Source organism: Arthrobacter sp. P1_A5, assembly GCF_056406825.1.
Genome location: NZ_JBFTZL010000063.1, coordinates 1 through 19,004, shown reverse-complemented (window position 1 = coordinate 19,004; position 19,004 = coordinate 1). Strand labels below are relative to the sequence as shown.

The following is a 19,004-nucleotide window of genomic DNA, read 5'->3' as shown; positions in this document are numbered from 1 at the left end:
CCGCCCACCGCGGTGGGCCGCGCCGCCGTCGTCGTTGGTCCTGTCTGTCGACGCGGCCGCGGCGGGAACATCCGCAGAAGCGAGGAATGCGGCGGTAACGAACCGATTGGCAGTAACGAACGGCGCGGGCGGGCCGCGGCGCGATAGATTTGCAGACATGACTGAAGCCACCTCCGCCACCGCTGCCGGCCGCGGCACCATCCTGGTTCTCAACGGACCCAATTTGAACCTGCTTGGCACCCGCGAGCCCGAGAAATACGGGACGGCGACGCTGGCCGACGTCGAACAGCTCGCCAAAGACGCCGGTGCCGCGCACGGCCTGGACGTCGAGTGCTTCCAGTCCAACCATGAAGGGGCCCTGGTGGACGCCATCCACGCCGCCCGCGGGAAGGCGGTGGGAATCGTGCTTAACGCCGGCGCCTACACGCACACGTCCGTGGCCATCCGGGACGCCATTTCCGCTGTTGCCCTGCCGACGGTCGAGGTGCACATCACCAATGTTCACGCCCGCGAGCCTTTCCGGCACCATTCCTACCTTTCGGACATCAGTAAGGCCGTGATCGCCGGCGCCGGGATCCTGGGCTACCGCTTCGCGGTGGAATACCTCGCCGGGCTGCACGCGGCCGGGGACTGAGCATGTCCCCCCGCGGAACCCGCGGCGGCGGAAGCATCCGCAGTTCCGGACCCGGGCACGGGCGCTGCTTCGGACACAGCACCGGGCGCGGCTACGGCTACAGACACAGCGCAGTGGTACCGGCACTTCGGCACGGTCGACGCCCCCGGTTCCTCCCCCTGCTATGCCGCGTGGTCCGTGGGGATCGCCGGGGACGCCGAGGTGATTCGGCGGATTGATCAGTGGCCGCACAACAAGCGCCAGCCGCTGCTGATCGTCGCCGCGGCCCGGTTCCTCGGCGCGCAGATCAGCCCTTACCGCGATTTCCGGAGGTTCCTGGACCATCACTGGGACGCGGTCTCGGAAATCGTGCTGTCCCGTTCCACGCAGACGAACGAGGCCGGACGCTGCGCCACCCTGCTGCCCTCACTCGCGCAGATTTCCGCGGCAGAGGGCCGGCCGCTGGCCCTCATCGAGGTGGGCGCCTCGGCGGGGCTGGCACTGTTCCCTGACCGCTACGGTTACGAGTTTGTCGACACCGGGGCGGGGGCACCGGATGAGTCGGCGGCGGACCCGGCGGCGGAAGCAAGGACGACGCGGCTGGTTCCGGATGGCGCCCAGCCTGGGACGTTTCCGGTCCTGCGCTGCCTCACCGCGGGCCCGGTGCCGCTGCCGGCGGAAAGTCCCCGGGTGGCATGGCGTGCCGGGATCGACCTCAACCCCCTGGACGTGCGCGACCCGGCCGACGTCGCCTGGCTCGAAGCCCTCGTCTGGCCGGAGCAGGAGTTCCGGCTTGAACGGCTGCGCCAGGCGACCGCCATTGCCAGGGAACGGCCGCCGCTGCTGGAGGCCGGCGACGTCAACGAACAACTTGTGGAACGCGCCGGCCGAGCCCCGGCCGACGCCGCCCTGGTGGTATTCCACAGCGCCGTCATGGCGTACCTGGATGCCGGCGGCCGCTCCCGGTTCCGGCGCACCATGGCGGACCTTGCCGCGGAGCGGGGCTGCCACTGGCTCTCGAACGAAGGCCTCATGGTGGTAGTGCAGGCAGACGGGTCCAGTGTGGTCCCGGAAATGGATGACGCCCGGCTCCGCGGCCGGTTCCTGCTGCTGCAGGACGGCCAGCCGGCAGCCATCACGGGCCCGCACGGGCAGAGCCTGGAGTGGCTCTAGCCTGCGTGCGGCTCGAGCCTGACTGTGGCTAGGGCCTGCGTGGCAGTCCGGTCATTTCTTGATGCACTGTCCGGACGAAACGGCACTACCCAGACCCGGCGCCTGAGCCGCCACGGGGCTCAGGTCATTCATGGTGATCGCAAATCCGAGCGAGGACTCGGTTGTGGCCTTGGCAAAGACCACCCCCGCCACCTGCCCGTCCATGGTCAGGAGCGGACCCCCGGAGTTGCCCGGCTGCACGTCGCCGGCCAGCCGGTAGACGTCCTCGGGCGACGCATCCTTGCCATAGATGTCCGGGACCAGCACGGTGGCGATGTCCTGCACCGTGGCTGGTTTGGACTGGAAAGGCCCGCCGTGCGGATAGCCGGCAAAGGCCGCGGCGCTGCCGGACGGCAGGTCGGCAGCCAGCGCCAAGGGTTCCGAGCGCAGACCGTCAACGGCCACGACGGCGAGGTCGTGCTGGGAGTCAAAGTACACGACGCGCCCAGGCAGTGCGCGGCCACCGGGCGTTTCCACCACCGGTTCGTCGACCCCGGCGACCACATGGGCGTTGGTCACCACGCGCCCGGGGGCGACCACGAAGCCTGTTCCGGTCTGGTTTTGGCCGCACTGGTAGGCGGTTCCGGCGATCTTGAGCACGGACGCGGCGGCCTTGTTCAGCGCCGGCGTGTCCGTGCTGGTGTCCGGAACGGCAACGGGCTGGCTCTGGCCGAAGCCGTCCAGCAGGGTGGGGATTCCCTCGCCGATCACGGCGGAACGCAGCTGCGCCATTGATGCCTTGACCGGCATCGGCGTCACGCCGTCGATGAACCTGATGACTTTGGATTCCGCGAGCTGTTGGGACACCAACGGCACACCGAGGGCCCCGATGCTGAACGCCAGCATCGACATCACGAGGGCGGACACCACCACGTTCACGCCTCCGCCCACGAGGCGGTCCGCCGCCCGCAGGGGGCTGAACGGGACCACGCTGCGGATTCGCCGCCCGATCATGGTGCCGAGGCCGTTGCCTACGATCATCAGAAGGACCGCCGTGGCAACGATCGCCGTCAGGCGCCAGCCGCTGTCCTCCACTAGGCCGCTGACGATGGGCACGGAGACGAAGGCGGCGACGGCGCCTGCCGCGAATCCCGCGATGCCTCCGAGCGTCACAAGGAAGCCGTTGCGAAGACCGTGAATCAGGTAGGACAAGAGCGCCACAACCAACACCAGGTCCAAAATGGTCAAGCCAAACACCGGGGCTCCTCACAGACAGTTCAGCGACGATTCTACCGGTGTAAGCTGAACGTTTGCCGACCGGCCGCCAGCCTGCACAGGGATCTGCGCGGACTTCCCGAGCCGTGCGCTTTCGGCCCCTTCGGGCGTTTCCGTGCCAACTACGTCACAGAAGCTCCAAAATTCTGAAAGAATGGCTGAAGCGCCCCAGCCGACACAGCTAATCAGGAGATTTCATGGATATCGAGGTATTGCGCCGCGCACCCCTTTTCGCCACGCTCGACGACGAGGCGTTCCGTCTGCTGACGGACGAACTTACCGAGGTGGACCTTTCACGCGGTGCCTCGGTATTCCGGGAAGGCGACCAGGGTGACCAGCTTTACTTCATCGTCTCCGGCAAGGTGAAGCTCGGCCGCACGTCGCCGGACGGTCGCGAATCACTGCTGGCCATCCTCGGCCCTGGCGAACTTTTCGGCGAAATGGCGCTGTTCGACCCCAGCCCGCGCACGGCCACGGCAACTGCCGTTTCCGAGACGCGTCTCGCCGGCCTGAAGAACGAGAGCCTCAACGCGCTGCTGCGCACCCGCCCCGAGGTCTCGGCCCAGCTGCTGCAGGCCTTGGCACGCCGCCTGCGCCGCACCAACGATTCCCTTTCCGACCTCGTCTTCTCCGACGTGCCGGGCCGTGTGGCCAAGGCGCTGCTGGATCTGGCCGACCGCTTCGGCCGCCCGGCGACCGACGGCGTCCTGGTCGCCCACGAMCTGACGCAGGAGGAGCTCGCCCAGCTGGTCGGCGCCTCCCGTGAAACGGTCAACAAGGCCCTCGCAGAATTCGTGCAGCGCGGCTGGCTGCGCCTGGAAGCGCGCGCCGTCGTCATCCTTGACATGCAGCGCCTGCGCCAGCGTTCCCGCTAGGGATCCCCAGCAGCAACCAGAAGGCCGGCCCCGGAAACGGGACCGGCCTTCTGCCGTTAATCTTCTGCCGTTAATTCTCGGAGCAGGTCCCCGGCTGGTTGTCCGCGGGACGTGTCCCGGGCCGGCACGCAGCACGAAGGGACATGTCCAGTGCTCAGGAGCAGGGCGGGGCATGTCCCCGGGCTCGCACCGGGCATCAAGGGACATGTCCAGCCCCGGCTGCGAGGACTGGACATAACGCCACTATGTCCACCGGACAGGCCGACCGGAGGACATGTCCCGGGCCGGCACGCAACACGAAGGAACATGTCCAGCGCTCAGGAGGAGTGCGGGACATGCCCCGGGCCGGCACGCAGCACGAAGGGACATGTCCAGTCCTTAGGAGCAGCGCGGGGCATGTCCCGGGGCATGTCCCGGGCCACGTCCCGGGCTCCCCGTGCAGCCAAGCCCTAACAGGCCGCCCGCATGGAGCCAGCCTTCCGTGGCGTCGGCGCTCCCCGGGCCTAGCGTTCCCGCTGCGGTTCGCCGGCGATCGTTTTGGCTGCTTCGACTTCGAGCATGAGACGGCCGTCTTCCTCGACCAGCTTCGGCTGGTAGACGTGGGCCTTGCGCTTGTAGCTGAGGTAGGMGATGCAGCCGTTGGCCTTGGCCATCTTCTCAAGCATGATCTCCGAGCCAGGGACCAGGAGTTCGCCCAGGGTCCGGCCGACGGTGTTCTCCTGCCCCACCTCGTCACCCAGCACGGTGCTGTCCCGCTCGCTCACGACTTTCCGGACACACACCCAGCGGCCCCAGATCCCCTTGCTGGCCAGCAGCGAGGGCTGCTGGTTCACGGGCACCGTCGCGGCGAAGTACCGGGTATTGAACCGGCGGTGCGCGAAATCGGGGCTGAGCCAGTTCACCAGGGGTTTGAGCAGGTCAGTGCGCAGCGAGAGCCCGCGCTTGGCGAGCAGGTCGGTGAAGGATTTCTCCTGCTCGGCCACGGCTTCGCGGGCGCGCATCCAGTCGGCGCGGGAGGTCAGCTCCACCGTGGTGGACAGGTCGGGGCCGGCCAGCAGGATGCCGGTCTCCTCGAACAATTCACGGATGGCACCGACGACGTGTCGGCGCGCCAGCCCGACGTCGGACGTCCCCATCTGCTCGGCCCAGTGCTGGGGTGAGGGGCCCAGCCAGCCGACGGCGTCGTCGTCGGTGGCTTCCAGCGATCCGCCGGGGAAGGCGAGGACACCGAGCGGGGAGGACCCCGTCCGGTAGCCGAGCCAGGTCTCCAGGCCCGTGGGCGAATCCCGCAGGAGGATCACCGAGGAGGCCAAACGGGGCGCGCGGGGCGTCCGCTCACCGTGTTCAATCCAGCTGCGGGCTGCTCCCTCAAGATCCGGGGGCAGGACGAACAGGCGGCGTTCTAACTGAGGCAACTAAGTAACCGGTCTACTAGGCGAATTCAGCGATCAGTTCGACTTCGACAGGCGAGTCGAGCGGCAGAACGGATACGCCGACGGCGGAACGTGCGTGCTGGCCGGCGTCGCCGAGGACTTGGCCCAGCAGCTCCGAGGCGCCGTTGATGACACCGGGCTGGCCGGTGAAGGAAGGGTCGGAGGATACAAATCCGACAACTTTGACGATCCGCGTGATGCGGTCGAGGTCGCCGATCACACTCTTGACGGCGGCCAGGGCGTTGACGGCGCAGACGGCAGCGTAGGCCTTCGCGTCCTCCGGAGACACCGTGGACTCGTCGGAGGCGCCCGCCGAACCGGTGGAAACCTTTCCGGTGGCCTCGAGCTTGCCGTTGATGAACGGCAGTTGCCCGGATGTGTAGACGTGGTTGCCGGAAATCACGGCCGGAACATACGCCGCGACCGGAGCCGCAACGTCGGGGAGCGTCAGGCCCAGCTCCGCGAGGCGCTGTTCGACGGCGGACGACGCGCCCGCGCCGGCCGTGGGGCTCGCTGCGCCGGCTGTGTTTTCGGAGATGTTTTCCGCGCCCGCCGGCGTGGCCGGAACGGCTTCTGAGGGGGTGCTCATGGCTACTGCTTCTCCCGCTTCAGGTAGGCAACCAGGCCGTTTCCATCGGGTCCCGGAACAACCTGGACGAGCTCCCAGCCGTCGTCACCCCACTGGTCCAGGATCTGCTTTGTGGCGTGAATAATGAGCGGAATCGTGGCGTACTCCCATTTGGTCATGACATAAAGCCTAGTCGTTGCCGGTAAAGTGGAAAACATGGCGACTGGCAAGAACCCTTTATTCGACACGGCCACCACCCTCGGAAAGATCTTTCTTTTCCTGGGCGTGAGCGCTATTTGCGGTGTCCTGGTGGCGGGCCTCCTGGTCCCCGCGGCGGCCGTTTCGGGCAGCGCGGCGAGCGGTTCGATCCAGTTCTTTGACACGCTCCCCGCAGAGCTGAAGGTCGATCCGCCGAGCCAGTCGACCACGATCCTGGCGTCCGACGGCAGCCCGATCGCCAACCTCTACGCGGAAAACCGCACCCGTGTTTCGCTGGACCAGATGTCACCGCACATCAAGGACGCGATCATCGCCATCGAGGACAGCCGCTTCTACGAGCACGGCGGTGTGGACACCACCGGCATCCTGCGCGCGCTCGTGAGCACCGCCCGCGGCAACAAGCAGGGCGCGTCCACGATTACGCAGCAGTACGTGAACAACGTCATCAACTCCTCGCTGGAGGCCGAAGGCAAGGGCAGCGAGGTCCTGCTCAACGGCGTCAACAAGGGCGTCGGGGACAAGCTCCGTGAAATGAAGCTGGCCATCGCGCTGGAGAAGAAGTTCACCAAGGAGCAGATCCTCGAGGGCTACCTGAACATCGTCTTCTTCAACCGGGACGCTTACGGCATCGAAGCCGCGTCCAAGTTCTTCTTCAGCACCACGGCCAAGGACCTGACCCTGCCGCAGGCGGCCCTGCTGGCCGGCGTCGTGAACAGCCCCTCCTACTATGACCCGATCACCAATCCGGAGAACGCCAAGGTCCGTCGCGACCTCGTGCTCCGCGCGATGCTGACGCAGGGCAAGATCAAGCAGGCCGATTACGACGCAGCGGTCGCGACACCGGTGCAGACCAAGGTCACCCAGCCCCGCCAGGGCTGTGCCTATTCACAGACGGCGCCGTACTTCTGCGACTACGTGCTCCACCTGCTCCTGAACAACCCGGCCTACGGGGCCGACGCGGCCGAGCGTGAGCGGAAGATCTTCCGCGGCGGCCTGACCATCAAGACCACGCTGGATCCGAAGGCCCAGTCCGTGGCGCAGGCCCAGGTGGACGGGTCGGCCGGCGCGAACCCGGACAAGTGGGGCGCCTCGCTGGTGTCCGTGCAGCCGGGATCCGGCAAGATCGTCTCCATGGCCCAGAACACCGTCTGGTTCCCGGCCGACGGCAAGTTCGACCAGACCCAGAATTTCAACGTGGACGTGCAGGATGCCAAGGGCAATGACCTCAACGGCCTCGGCGGCTTCCAGCCCGGATCCACGATGAAGCCGTTTACGTTCGCGGAGTGGCTCAACGAGGGCAAGTCGATGAGCACCCAGCTCAACGGCGCCGTGCGGCGATATCCACAGAATTTCCCTTGGAAGAACACCTGCCCGGCACCGACCACCGGCTGGTATGACGCGTCCAACGGGAGCTACGACCTACAGAACGCCGACGAGACCCACTACAAGTACATGTCCGTCCTTGACGGCCTGGCGAACTCCATCAACACCATCACGTTCGCYWCSGCCGCCCAGGTGGACCTCTGCGGGATCCAGAAGGTCGTSGACGCAGTSGGCATCCACGGCGGGCTGCCGAGCGCGGACAACCCCAACCCCCCGGTGCCGATGACCACCCTCGGCAACCTCATCGGGTCCACCCAGACGGCGCCGCTGACCATGGCCAGCGCATTCGCCACCTTCGCCAACAATGGCAAGTACTGTGAACCGATGGCCATCGAGTCGGTAACAGACGCGACCGGCGCCCAACTGCCGGCCCAATCACCCAACTGCAGGGACGCGATCAAGCCCGAGGTGGCCCACGGCGTCGCGTACGCTATGCAGGAAGTGCTCAACCGCGGCTCGGGCTCGCTCATTGTGCCCCGGATTTCGACCMGGACCAMYTTCCCSATTGCGGCGAAGACGGGCACCAACGACAACAACAGCTCTACCTGGGTGGCGGGCTACACCAGCGGCCTCGCGACGGCCACGTGGTTTGGCGATCCCCTGGGCGACCAGAAGCGYGCCGGGCAGAATGTCACSATCAACGGCAACTTCTACAAGGGCATCGACGGTTACATGATCGCCGGGCCGCAGTTCTCGAACTACATGGCCCAGGTGGCACCGGCCTACGGCACCGATCCGTTCCCGGCCCCGCCGTCGGACATGCTGTACTCCCCGGCCCCGGTCCCGGACCCGGTAACAGTGCCGCGGACCACCATTCCGACCGGGAAGAGCACCGAGCCGGCCACGCAACCGTCCGCCGACCCGGCACCGGCACCCACGAAGTCCTCCGGCAAGAAGTAGCCGATGACCCTGGGCAATCATCTGGCGAGCCGCGTTCGAAGCATCGGACGCGGCTTTGCCGTGACCGCCGCGATCGGGACGGCGGCGGGGGCGGCCGCTACCGGCTACGGGCTGTGGGAGAAGAACCAGTTTGTGGTCAGGGAGGAAACCCTCCCCATTCTGCCGGCCGGGTTCGGCCCGTTCCGGATACTGCACCTGTCCGATATCCACTTCGTTCCGGGCCAGCACCGGAAGGCGCAGTGGCTGTCCTCCCTGGCGCAACTGCGGCCGGACCTCGTGGTGAACACGGGCGACAACCTCAGCCATGCCAAGGGCGTGGACCCCCTCGTGGCGGCTCTGCGGCCCCTGCTGGAATTTCCCGGCGTGTTTGTCCCCGGCTCGAACGACTACTTTGGCCCGAGCCTGAAGAACCCGGCGTCATATTTGCTCGGGCCCTCGGGCGAGCGCAAGCACCCGGAAAGGCTCGACTGGCCCCGGCTGCGTTCCGAGTTCGGCATGTCCGGCTGGGTGGACCTGACCAACCGCTGCCAGTCGGTGGTGCTTAAGGGCGTGCGCTTCGACTTCTCCGGCGTCGACGATCCGCACCTGCGCCTCGAACGGTACGCGGGCTGGCCACGCGGGACCAAGGGCAGGGACGCCGACCCGCACCTGCGCATCGCCGTCGCGCACGCACCCTACCAGCGCGTCCTCGACCACTTCACCGAAGCCGGCGCCCACCTCCTCCTGGCCGGCCACACCCACGGCGGCCAGATCTGCGTCCCGGGCTACGGGGCCCTGGTCACCAACTGCGATCTGCCCACCTGGCGGGCCCGGGGGCTGCACACCTGGGAGAGCAACGGGAGAACGACGCCGGTGAACGTCTCGGGCGGCATCGGCACGTCCCGCTTCGCCCCGGTCCGCATTGCCTGCCGGCCCGAAGCCGTTCTGCTAACGCTGACCTCCCGCGCCTAGGCGTGGCCGCAGCCAGTCCTGCCCGTCCTGCGGTCTGGCGGTCTGGCGGGTGGAAATGTCCTCCCCTCGCGCCGGCCCCACGGGACATGCCCTCCCCCGGTCGCGAGCAATGGGCATAGACCCACCATGCCCACCCGCCACGGCCACCACTGGACATGTCCCACCGGACGCGGCACCCCCACTGGACATGTCCCACCGGGCGCGGCACCACTGGACATGTCCCGGGGTGCCCAGCCATCCGTACCCCATTGCGGATCGCAATGACTGGGCGAGATGCTGGGAGCGCTGAACAACGTGTGAATCCCGTCACCCGATGGCCTAGGGTAGTTGCTACAGGAAACTACATTCAACGGTGCGATCTATGCACGGGCGTCTTAAGAAGCAGGCATGGCCAAGCAGAGCTCATTCTTCACCTCCATCAGCCGTCTCTACCCGCACGTCAGGCCAATCCTGCCCCGGCTGGTCATGGGCCTGCTCTGTGCGCTGCTGGCCAGCGTCATGGCACTGGCCATCCCGCAGGTGCTGCGCGTGCTGGTCAACGAGTCCCTGACCCCCGGCGGCAGCGCGGAAGCCGTCTGGACTGCCTCGCTCCTCATCCTGGTCCTGGGCATCGCCGAGGCGGGCCTCGTGGCCCTGCGCCGGCAGTTCGTCATCAATCCCGCCACCACCGTCGAGACCCGGATGCGGGTCTCGCTCTACGGACATCTGCAGGACCTCACGGTTTCCTTCCATGACCGCTGGGGCTCCGGTCAGCTGCTGTCCCGGGCCATGACGGACCTGAACTTCCTGCGCCGCTGGATGGCCTTCGGCGCCATCATGCTGGTGGTCACGACGCTCACCGTGGTGATCGGCGTCGCCGTGATGTTTGCCATGAGCTGGCAGCTGGCCCTGATCTTCCTGGCCGCCGCCGTGCCGATCATGATCTACGGATTCCGCTTCCGCACCCGGTTCAGCAAGGTGGCCCGGCGCAGCCAGGACCAGGCAGGGGACCTCGCCACCACGGTCGAGGAATCCGTGCACGGCATCCGCGTCCTGAAGGCCTTCGGCCGCAGCCGGGAGGCCCTGGAGAACTTCAACGAACAGGCCGAGGAACTCCGCCAGACCGAGATCGCCAAGGCCAAGCACCTGGCCACCTTCAGCCTGGTGGTGACGCTCCTGCCCGAACTCGCGCTCGGGGCCGGCCTCGTCGTCGGCATCCTGCTGGCCTCCACGGACCAGCTCTCCATCGGGTCCCTGGTGGCCTTCTTCGCCACCGCCGCCGTGGTTGCCGCGCCGGTCGAGTTCTGCGGCATGCTGCTGGCGATGGCCCTCACCGCGAAGTCCGCGGTGGACCGGCACTTCGAGGTCATGGACGCGCAGAACACCATCACCAGCCCGGACCAGCCCCGCMGCCCCGCCGGCCTCAAGGGTGCCCTCAGCTTCCGCAATGCCTCGTTCGCGTTCGAGGACGCCCCGGACAAGCCGATCCTCAAGGACATCACCTTGGACATCCGCCCCGGCGAAACCATGGCCCTCGTGGGCATCACGGGCGGCGGCAAGAGCGCCCTGCTCCAGCTGGTCCCCCGCCTCTATGACGTCACCGGCGGTGCCATCACCATCGACGGGGTGGACCTGCGCGAGTTCGCGGTGGAGGACCTGCGCACCGTGGTCTCCGTGGCGTTTGAGGACACCACGCTGTTCTCCAGCTCCGTCCGGGACAACGTCCTGCTCGGCGCGCCCGACGCCGGATCGGCGGAGGGCCGCGACGCGGCCCTGGAGGAAGCCCTCGACGTCGCCCAGGCCCACTTCGCCTACTCCCTGCCGGACGGGGTGGATACCCTGATCGGCGAGGAGGGCCTCAGCCTCTCCGGCGGCCAGCGCCAGCGCATCGCCCTGGCCCGGGCCATCGCCGCGAAACCGGCTGTGCTGGTCCTGGACGACCCGCTCTCGGCGCTGGACGTGAACACCGAGGTCCTCGTCGAGGCCCGGCTGCGCAAAGTCCTCGCGGACACGACCACGCTGATCGTGGCCCACAGGCCTTCCACGGTGGCGCTGGCCGACCGGGTGGCCCTGCTCGAGGACGGCCGGATCGCCGCCGTCGGAACCCATGCGGAGCTGCTCGCCAGGAACAGCCATTACCGCTACGTGATCGCCAGCCTGGACCCGGAACCGCGGGACCTGGATTCAGAATTGTCCGCCCTCGAGGACCAGTCCGAGGAGATTTCCCGATGAGCAGCGCAACGTTCGGCACCGCCAATGAGGACAACGCGCACCTCAGCAGGAACGAAAGCAAGGCCGTCCGGCGGCGCTCCCTGACCCTCCTGGGCTCCCTGATCCGCCCCGTCCGGGCCCGGTTCTGGCTGACGATCGGCGCCGTCGTCCTGTCCCAGGCCGCCCGCGTGGCCGGGCCGGCCCTGATCGCCTTCGGCATCGACCAAGCCCTGCCCGCCGTGCGCGCCGGCGACAACCTTCCCCTGGTGCTGACCGGGGCCGCCTACCTTGCAGCGGCCGTCGTGGCGGCCGGCCTGACCGCCCTGTACGTGACCTCGACGGCGCGGCTCAGCCAGGCGATGCTGCTGGACCTCCGCGTCCGGGTCTTCCGCCACACGCAGCGGCTGAGCCTGGAATTCCACGAGAAATACACCTCGGGGCGCATCATCGCCCGGCAGACCTCGGACCTGGAGGCCCTGCGCGAACTCCTGGACTCCGGCGTGAGCTCGCTGGCCTCGGGAATGCTGTTCATGGCGTTTACCGCCGTGACGGTGTTCGCCCTGGACTGGCGCAGCGGCGTGCTGGTGCTGGCCGCCGGCGTGCCGATGTATTTCCTGGCCCGCTGGTACCAGAAGCACTCCCAGATCGCCTTCCGCGAATCCCGGGTGGTCTCGGCCCGGCTGATCGTGCACTTCGTGGAGACCATGACCGGGATCCGCGCCGTGAAGGCCTTCCGGAAGGAACGCGAGAATGCCGCGGGCTACTCCGAACTGTCGGAGGACTACCGCCGCGCGACCGTCCGCTCCATCAACCTCAACGGCATCTTCCAGCCGGGGCTGGTGCTGATCGGGAACGTGTGCGTGGCCCTCGTGCTGCTCACCGGCGGCTTCCGGGTCCTCAGCGGCGACCTGGAGGTCGGCGTGCTCCTGGCCCTGATCCTGTCCGCCAAGCGCTTCTTCCAGCCGGTGGACCAGATGGCCATGTTCTACAACTCCTTCCAAAGCGCACAGGCGGCCCTGGAAAAGGTCTCGGGCCTGCTCGAGGAGCGGCCCACTGTCAGACCGCCGAAAACACCCGCGGCCCTGTACGACGCGCGGGGCAGCATCGATTTCAACGGCGTTGAATTCCGCTACGGCGACGGCCCGGTGGTCATCCCGAGGCTGGACCTGCACATCCCCGCCGGGCAGACGGTCGCGCTCGTCGGGCAGACCGGCGCCGGCAAATCCACTCTCGCGAAGCTGATTGCCCGCTTCTACGACGTCTCCGCCGGGTCCTTGACCCTCGACGGCGTGGACCTGCGCCAGCTCAGCACCGAGGACCTGCGCCGGAACGTCGTCATGGTCACCCAGGAGGCCTTCCTGTTCAGCGGCTCCGTGGCGGACAACATCGCCCTGGGCCGGCCCGAAGCCTCGCGAGCGGAGATCGAGGACGCGGCCCGGGCGGTGGGGGCGCACGCCTTCATCATGGAACTGCCGGACGGCTACGACACCGACGTCAACAAGCGCGGCGGCCGTGTCTCCGCCGGGCAGCGCCAGCTGATCAGCTTCGCCCGCGCGTTTCTGGCCCGCCCGGCCGTGCTGATCCTGGACGAGGCAACGTCCTCGCTGGACATCCCGTCGGAGCGCATGGTCCAGCAGGGCCTCGCGGGGCTCCTGCGCGGGACGCGGGAGGCCGGCACCCGGGAGGCAGGCCAGCGGCCGTCCGGTGGACAGGCGGGCGGCGGACAACCCGTTGCAGACCCGGCCCCCGGCCCGGACTCGGCCCCCGGTGCCGGGCGGACGGCGCTGATCATTGCCCACCGGCTCTCCACCGTGGAGACGGCAGACCGGGTGCTGGTGGTGCACGACGGACGCGTCGTGGAGGACGGCACCCCGGAGCAACTGATCGGCGACGGCGGCGCCTTCGCCCGGCTCCACGGCGCCTGGAAAGACTCGCTGGTCTGAACAGCGCCTGCCGGGACCGGTCGGCGTCCGGGCCGGAACGACGGCGGGACACATCCCGGCCGACGCCCGATTTCACATCCGGGGCCATGATCGGATACTCTTGTGAAGTTGCTTTTGAAGCAACGGATCGGGATGTGGCGCAGCTTGGTAGCGCGCGTCGTTCGGGACGACGAGGTCGCAGGTTCAAATCCTGTCATCCCGACCAAACACAAAGAGGGCCCTCCACACGGAGGGTCCTCTTTTGTATGTCCGACTGTAGGTCCGGCTGCAGGTTCGGCGCGATTTCATGACCCGGCACCGGCGATCGGCCCGGCCCGGCGCCCTGCCCCGCCTCCGGACACAACGCAGCCCCGGGAGGAAACCTCCCGGGGCTGTGCCGGATATCCGTGCCACGGGCCGCCGGACGTTGCTGCGCCGGGCCTGCCATATCGGGGCTGTTACATCGGGCTTGTTACATAGGGTCGGGCCAGTTGCCGACATTCAGCGAGTGGGTCATGGGGTCGGGCCAGTTGCCCACCGCCTGGGCGGTGCGCATGGGGTCGGGCCAGTTGCCGACGGCGGCAACGTCTGAGACATCGGTAAGTGAAGCAGCGGACAGCACGGCCGGGGCCGCGGCGGAGAATGCCAGTGCGCCCGCCAAAACGGCGCCGGCTGCAATCTTCTTCAACATAAGTTTCCTCAATATGGGTTGGGGTTCCTTAACCAAGTCAGCACTACCCTTGTTGACACACATTGTAAAATGGTTTCTACAGAGACTGTCAAGCATTTAGTACAAAGAATGTCCGGAATTAGGAGGTATCCGTGGGGAACGGATTTGGGGAGAAGCTCCGCGCGGAACGGCTCGAACGGGGCCTGACGCAGGCGGAGTTGGGCCGTGACCTGTACTCCCCCAGCTACATTTCTCTGCTGGAAACCGGACGCCGCGAGCCGACCGCCGATGTCATCGAGGAGCTTGCCCGCCGGCTTGAACTGGCCCCCAAGGCGCTCGAGGCCTGGAGCCAGCCGGTGTCCGTCAGCGACGCCGAATACGTGCTCGCGGGACTGTATGCCCGGCAGGCCTGGGACCTCCGGGACTACCCCGTGGCCGCCACCCACGCCGCCGCCGCCGCCAAGATCGCTCTCGAGGCCAAGAACACCAGCGCGTGGTGGAACATGACCTATATGCAGGCCGAGTGCCTGATCAAGCAGGGCCTCTGGCAGGAGTGCAAGGACGTGGTCCAGAATCTCCTGGAGCACCCGATGGCCGCGGAGTCGGCCGGGCTCGGCGTCCGGGCCCAACAGATGCTCGCCGCAGCCTCGCAGGGCCAGGGGCAGCTCACTGCCGCCGTCGAGCATGCGCAGGAAGCGGTGCGGCTCTGCGCACAGCTGCCCAAAGGCTCCACCATGATCATCGGCGCCCTCCGCGCCCTGATTGGTGCCCTGGCCGAGAGCGGCCGGCTCGATGAGGCCTGGGAGTACTGCCAGGCCATGAACGACCAGATGGACGACCACTCGATGTCCCAGCTCGCCGGCGAGGTGGCCTGGGTGATCGGCAACGTGGCCTTCATGCGCCACGACTATCCCGAGGGGATCAAGTACCACGAGCGGGCCGGCCGACTGCTCTCCCCGGCCAACGATATCGACCTATGGGCCCGGTTCAACAAGGCCTCCGCCGCCGTCCGCCTGTCCTCGGGAATCGTCGAACCCGAGACGCTCTCATCGATCGAGCGCGCCGAACTGGCCCTGTCGATTGTCGGCGGCAACAAGACCGACCAGCTGGAGGTCGCCTTCATCCGGGCCCGCTGGCTCTACCTCACGGGCGACATCGTGGCCGCCGTCCAGAAGCTGCGCGAGATCCATGCCGAGCGGGAGGCTCTGGCCCGGCACACGGCCGGCGAGGTCTCCCTGCTGCTGGGGAAGGCGCTCAAGGCTGCCGGGGAGGCCGCGGAGGCGCTGGTGTACCTCGAGGAAGCCCAGAAGGAGTTCAGTGCGGCGGGCGCCTCGGACCGGGTCCAGCAGGCGCTGGACGCCGTGCTCGAGATCAAGCTCGCCCAGCGCCGGGCCGAGGCCGCTTCCGCGGAAGCCTAGCCCCGGCCTTGCCAGGCGAACGGCCCGGCAAGGCGAACGTCTCGGCTAGGCGAACGGCCGGCCGGCCGGGCTAGATTAGGCGAACGTCCGGCCGGTGAGCTTCTCGTAGGCCTCCACGTAGCGGCTGCGGGTGCGCGCCACGACGTCGGCCGGAAGGACGGGCGGGGGCGTGTCCGAGGCCTTGTCCCAGCCCGACTCCGGCGAGGTCAGCCAGTCGCGCACATACTGCTTGTCATAGGACGGCTGCGCCTGCCCGGGCTGGTACGTGGCCGCATCCCAAAACCGTGAGGAATCCGGGGTCAGCACTTCGTCGCCGAGGGTGATGACACCGGTCGCCGCGTCGAGGCCGAACTCCACCTTGGTGTCCGCCAGGATGATGCCGCGGCCGCGCGCGATTTCCTCGGCCTTGGTATAGATCTTCAGGGTCAGCCTGCTCAGGTCCGCCGCGACGTCCGCACCCACGAGGCCCACGACGGCGTCATAAGTGATGTTCTCGTCGTGCTCGCCCACCTCGGCCTTGGCCGACGGCGTGAAGATCGCCTCCTGCAGCCGTGACCCGTCAACCAGGCCGGCTGGCAGCGGGATGCTGCACACTGTGCCCGACGCGCGGTACTCAGCGAGCCCGGTGCCGGTGAGGTAGCCGCGGGCGATGCATTCGACCGGGAACATGTCCAGCTTCTTGCAGATCATTGCCCGGCCCTCGACGGCGGCGGGGACCCCGTCGTCGGCCGTGGAGGCGAGGACGTGGTGCGCGACGTCGAGCTGGTCGAACCACCACAGGCTCAGCTGGGTCAGGATGCGGCCCTTGTCCGGGATCTCGCTGGCCAGGACGTGGTCGAACGCACTGATCCGGTCGCTGGCCACCACCAGGACACAATCCTGGCCGAAGCGTTCCGCGACGGCCGGATCCGCGGGGACGTAAAGGTCGCGAACCTTGCCGGAGTAGACGTGCCGCCAGCCGGGCAGGTCCTGCGTGGCGGTGTCGAGCCCGCCCTTGGTCACGGTCTCAGGCACGGTCTCAGGCATGGTCTCAGGCACGGTCTCAGGCGTGGTCTCAGGCGTGGTCTCGGGCTGGGTGCCGGGCGTCGGCGCTGCGGATTCGGTCACGTTCATGCCTTCGCTTTCGACGCGGCCGCGGTTCCCGGCCCGGCTACCCGGATCTGGCCGCGGGCGGCCTTGCCGCCGATGTCAGTGCGGAACTGGCTGCCGTCCAGCTGGACGAGCTCGACGCCGTCGTACGCCCGCTCCCGGGCCTCCACGAGGTCCGTGCCCAGCGCCACCACAGCCAGGACGCGGCCGCCGGCGGACACGACCTTGCCTTCGCCGTCGAGCTTGGTCCCGGCGTGGATCACGTGGACGCCGTCCAGGGCGTCGACCTTCTTCAGGCCCCGGATGCGGTCGCCCGTCCGCGGGGTGTCGGGGTAGTTTTCGGCGGCCACGACGACGGCGACGGCCGTGTCCTTGGACCAGCGCAGCGGCTGCACCTTGTCCAGCTCGCCCTTGGCCGCGGCCATGAGCAGCCCGCCGAGGGGCGTCTTGAGCCGGGCGAGGACGGCCTGGGTTTCGGGATCGCCGAACCGGACGTTGAATTCGATGACCCGCGTGCCGCGCGAGGTCAGGGCGAGGCCGACGAAGAGGACGCCCACAAACGGGGTGCCGCGGTGCGCCATCTGGTTGACCGTGGGCTGGGCGACGCGGTCGATCACTTCCTGCACGAGGCCTTCGGGGGCCCATTCCAGCGGTGTGTACGCGCCCATGCCGCCGGTGTTTGGGCCCTCGTCGTTGTCGAAGATGCGCTTGAAGTCCTGCGCCGGGGACAGGGCAACGGTGTTGGTGCCGTCGCAAAGGACGAACACGGAGACCTCGGGTCCGTCCAGGAACTCCTCGATCACCACGGTGCCGCCCGCGTCGAAGCAGGTCTGGGCATGCGCGAGGGCCTCGTCGCGGTTGGAGGTGACCACGACGCCCTTGCCGGCCGCGAGCCCGTCGTCCTTGACGACGTACGGGGCGCCGAAGGTATCGAGGGCGTCGGCGGCTTCCCCGGCGTTGGAGGCGACGCGGGCCATTGCGGTGGGCACGCCGGCCTCGGCCATGACTTCCTTGGCGAAGGCCTTGGACGCTTCCAGCTGGGCCGCGGCCTTGCTGGGGCCGAAGACCGGGACGCCGGCGGCGCGGACGGCGTCGGACACGCCGGCGGCGAGGGGCGCCTCCGGACCGACCACCACCAGGTCAACGGTGAGCTTGAGGGCCAGCGCGGCGACGGCGTCGGGATCGTTCGCGTCGATCTCRTATGTGGGGACCAGCGCGCTGATGCCGGCGTTGCCCGGGGCCGCGTGGACCTCGGAAACGTTCGGGTCTGCAAGCAAGGATCGGACAATGGCGTGTTCGCGGCCGCCGGGGCCGATGACAAGTACCTTCACAGTCTCCAAGGGTACGTGGTGCACCCCGAAGGCTCCTAAGCTGTGTCGGCCGCTGGACATGCTCAATTTTCGCCGCGGCGCCTCGCGGGCACCGGGCAATCCGCGGCTCGGCGGCGCCGGGCACCGGGGCCACCCGCGGATATGCCCAGTCCCGGCCACGTCCAATGGGCACAATGCCACCATGCCCATGCCCGGGTCCCAGGGCTGGACATGTCCCGTGGTGCCGGAAATCATGCCCACGCCCGGGCCCCAGGGCTGGACATGTCCCGTGGTGCCGGAGAACATGCCCACGCCCGGGCCCCAAGGCTGGACATGTCCCGGGGACCGCGGGGCATGTCCACGCCAGGGTCCGGCAGGAGGGCAGGCCCACGCCCCGGAGCCAAGCCCGGCGCCGGACAATCCGCGGGGCGCACGGCTACGAATGGCATGTATGAACAAACCCAGCATGAAGCCCAGCAAGCGGTCGCGCGGCGCCACAGCCCTGGCCGCGGTGGCCGGAGTGGCTGCGGCCGCCGTCGTCCTGTCCGTCGCGGAACTGATCGGGGCGTTCTTCACCACACGGGCGACACCCCTGATTGCGCTGGGATCGACGTTCATCGACTTCACGCCGCTGTGGATGAAGAACTTCGCCGTTGAAACGTTCGGCACCAACGACAAGGCCGCATTGTTCGTCGGCATGGCGGTCACGATCCTGCTCCTGGCGTGCGTGCTCGGCATCGTGGCGTACCGGAAATGGGCCCTGGGTGTGGCCGGGGTGGTGCTGATGGGCGCCGTGATCGTCGGCAGCGTGGTGACGCGGGCCAGCGTCAAGCCGGTCGATGCCATTCCCTCCCTGATCGGCACCGTCGCCGGGCTGGTGGTGCTGCGGCTCCTGATCACCCGGCTGTGGCGGATGCAGGAATGGCCGGACCGGGCCGCCGACGTCGCCGCGAAGGAACCGGAGCGCCCGGCGACCACGCGGCGCGGGTTCTTCGCCGCCGCCGGCATCACCGCGGCCGCCTCGGCTGTTGCCGCC

At 68.2% G+C, this 19,004-nt stretch carries 14 protein-coding genes, 1 tRNA gene and 2 pseudogenes; 10 read left to right on the top strand and 7 right to left on the bottom strand.

Annotated features, from left to right (window positions below; genetic code table 11):
- Positions 1–157 precede the first annotated feature (157 nt).
- Both aroQ and AC1D1S_RS11005 read left to right on the top strand, forming a co-directional pair.
- Positions 158–634: a type II 3-dehydroquinate dehydratase gene (aroQ, locus tag AC1D1S_RS11010; RefSeq protein WP_028277671.1), complete on the top strand. Its 477-nt coding sequence runs from the start codon at positions 158–160 to the stop codon at positions 632–634.
- Between the two features lie 123 nt (positions 635–757).
- Positions 758–1,786 (top strand): annotated as a pseudogene (locus AC1D1S_RS11005) (DUF2332 domain-containing protein); the annotation flags it as partial.
- 51 nt (positions 1,787–1,837) lie between these two features.
- Here AC1D1S_RS11005 and AC1D1S_RS11000 read toward each other — a convergent pair.
- The gene (locus AC1D1S_RS11000; RefSeq protein ID WP_476942821.1) at positions 1,838–3,022 is read right to left on the bottom strand and encodes a MarP family serine protease; all 1,185 of its coding nucleotides are present in this window, start codon (positions 3,020–3,022) and stop codon (positions 1,838–1,840) included.
- A gap of 215 nt (positions 3,023–3,237) precedes the next feature.
- Here AC1D1S_RS11000 and AC1D1S_RS10995 point away from each other — a divergent pair, with 215 nt between their 5' ends.
- Positions 3,238–3,915, top strand: coding sequence for a Crp/Fnr family transcriptional regulator (locus tag AC1D1S_RS10995; protein WP_476994445.1), 678 nt, complete (start codon positions 3,238–3,240; stop codon positions 3,913–3,915).
- Between the two features lie 503 nt (positions 3,916–4,418).
- Here AC1D1S_RS10995 and AC1D1S_RS10990 read toward each other — a convergent pair.
- Genes AC1D1S_RS10990 through AC1D1S_RS10980 form a run of 3 tightly spaced genes read right to left on the bottom strand, consistent with a single transcriptional unit; the run spans position 4,419 to position 6,095 of the window.
- A complete protein-coding gene (locus AC1D1S_RS10990) occupies positions 4,419–5,330 on the bottom strand; it encodes an NUDIX hydrolase (protein WP_476994444.1) in 912 nt (303 codons plus the stop codon).
- Positions 5,331–5,346: 16 nt separating this feature from the next.
- Entirely contained in the window at positions 5,347–5,937 is a 591-nt protein-coding gene (locus AC1D1S_RS10985) for a RidA family protein (RefSeq protein ID WP_243181726.1), read from the bottom strand.
- Between the two features lie 2 nt (positions 5,938–5,939).
- A complete protein-coding gene (locus AC1D1S_RS10980; protein ID WP_003797879.1) occupies positions 5,940–6,095 on the bottom strand; it encodes a DUF4177 domain-containing protein in 156 nt (51 codons plus the stop codon).
- 37 nt (positions 6,096–6,132) lie between these two features.
- Here AC1D1S_RS10980 and AC1D1S_RS10975 point away from each other — a divergent pair, with 37 nt between their 5' ends.
- The 5 genes from AC1D1S_RS10975 (at position 6,133) to AC1D1S_RS10955 (ending at position 13,707) form a co-directional block, all read left to right on the top strand.
- Positions 6,133–8,418: a transglycosylase domain-containing protein gene (locus tag AC1D1S_RS10975; RefSeq protein ID WP_476994443.1), complete on the top strand. Its 2,286-nt coding sequence runs from the start codon at positions 6,133–6,135 to the stop codon at positions 8,416–8,418.
- Between the two features lie 3 nt (positions 8,419–8,421).
- Positions 8,422–9,369: a metallophosphoesterase gene (locus tag AC1D1S_RS10970; RefSeq protein WP_476994442.1), complete on the top strand. Its 948-nt coding sequence runs from the start codon at positions 8,422–8,424 to the stop codon at positions 9,367–9,369.
- A gap of 387 nt (positions 9,370–9,756) precedes the next feature.
- Entirely contained in the window at positions 9,757–11,580 is a 1,824-nt protein-coding gene (locus AC1D1S_RS10965) for an ABC transporter ATP-binding protein (protein WP_476994441.1), read from the top strand.
- On the top strand, positions 11,577–13,502 hold the full coding sequence (locus AC1D1S_RS10960; protein ID WP_476994440.1) for an ABC transporter ATP-binding protein: 1,926 nt from the start codon (positions 11,577–11,579) through the stop codon (positions 13,500–13,502). The genes AC1D1S_RS10965 and AC1D1S_RS10960 overlap by 4 nt, the downstream gene beginning before the upstream one ends.
- A gap of 128 nt (positions 13,503–13,630) precedes the next feature.
- Positions 13,631–13,707 (top strand) — tRNA-Pro (locus tag AC1D1S_RS10955).
- Between the two features lie 246 nt (positions 13,708–13,953).
- Here the strand turns inward: AC1D1S_RS10955 and AC1D1S_RS10950 are convergent.
- Positions 13,954–14,172 carry a hypothetical protein gene (locus tag AC1D1S_RS10950; RefSeq protein ID WP_018776166.1) on the bottom strand — a complete coding sequence of 73 codons (219 nt, stop codon included), beginning with the start codon at positions 14,170–14,172 and terminating at the stop codon, positions 13,954–13,956.
- A 131-nt stretch (positions 14,173–14,303) separates the two neighbouring features.
- On the opposite strand from AC1D1S_RS10950, the gene AC1D1S_RS10945 reads away from it, so the two are divergent.
- Positions 14,304–15,569, top strand: coding sequence for a helix-turn-helix domain-containing protein (locus tag AC1D1S_RS10945; protein WP_459385576.1), 1,266 nt, complete (start codon positions 14,304–14,306; stop codon positions 15,567–15,569).
- Between the two features lie 75 nt (positions 15,570–15,644).
- On the opposite strand, the gene AC1D1S_RS10940 is transcribed toward AC1D1S_RS10945, so the two are convergent.
- Together AC1D1S_RS10940 and purD are read right to left on the bottom strand one after the other, a co-directional pair.
- Complete coding sequence (locus tag AC1D1S_RS10940) at positions 15,645–16,595, bottom strand: phosphoribosylaminoimidazolesuccinocarboxamide synthase (protein WP_476994446.1); 951 nt, start codon at positions 16,593–16,595, stop codon at positions 15,645–15,647.
- A gap of 83 nt (positions 16,596–16,678) precedes the next feature.
- On the bottom strand, positions 16,679–17,989 hold the full coding sequence (gene purD / locus AC1D1S_RS10935) for a phosphoribosylamine--glycine ligase (RefSeq protein WP_476942916.1): 1,311 nt from the start codon (positions 17,987–17,989) through the stop codon (positions 16,679–16,681).
- Positions 17,990–18,434: 445 nt separating this feature from the next.
- Here purD and AC1D1S_RS10930 point away from each other — a divergent pair.
- A pseudogene (locus AC1D1S_RS10930) lies at positions 18,435–19,004 on the top strand (molybdopterin-dependent oxidoreductase); the annotation flags it as partial.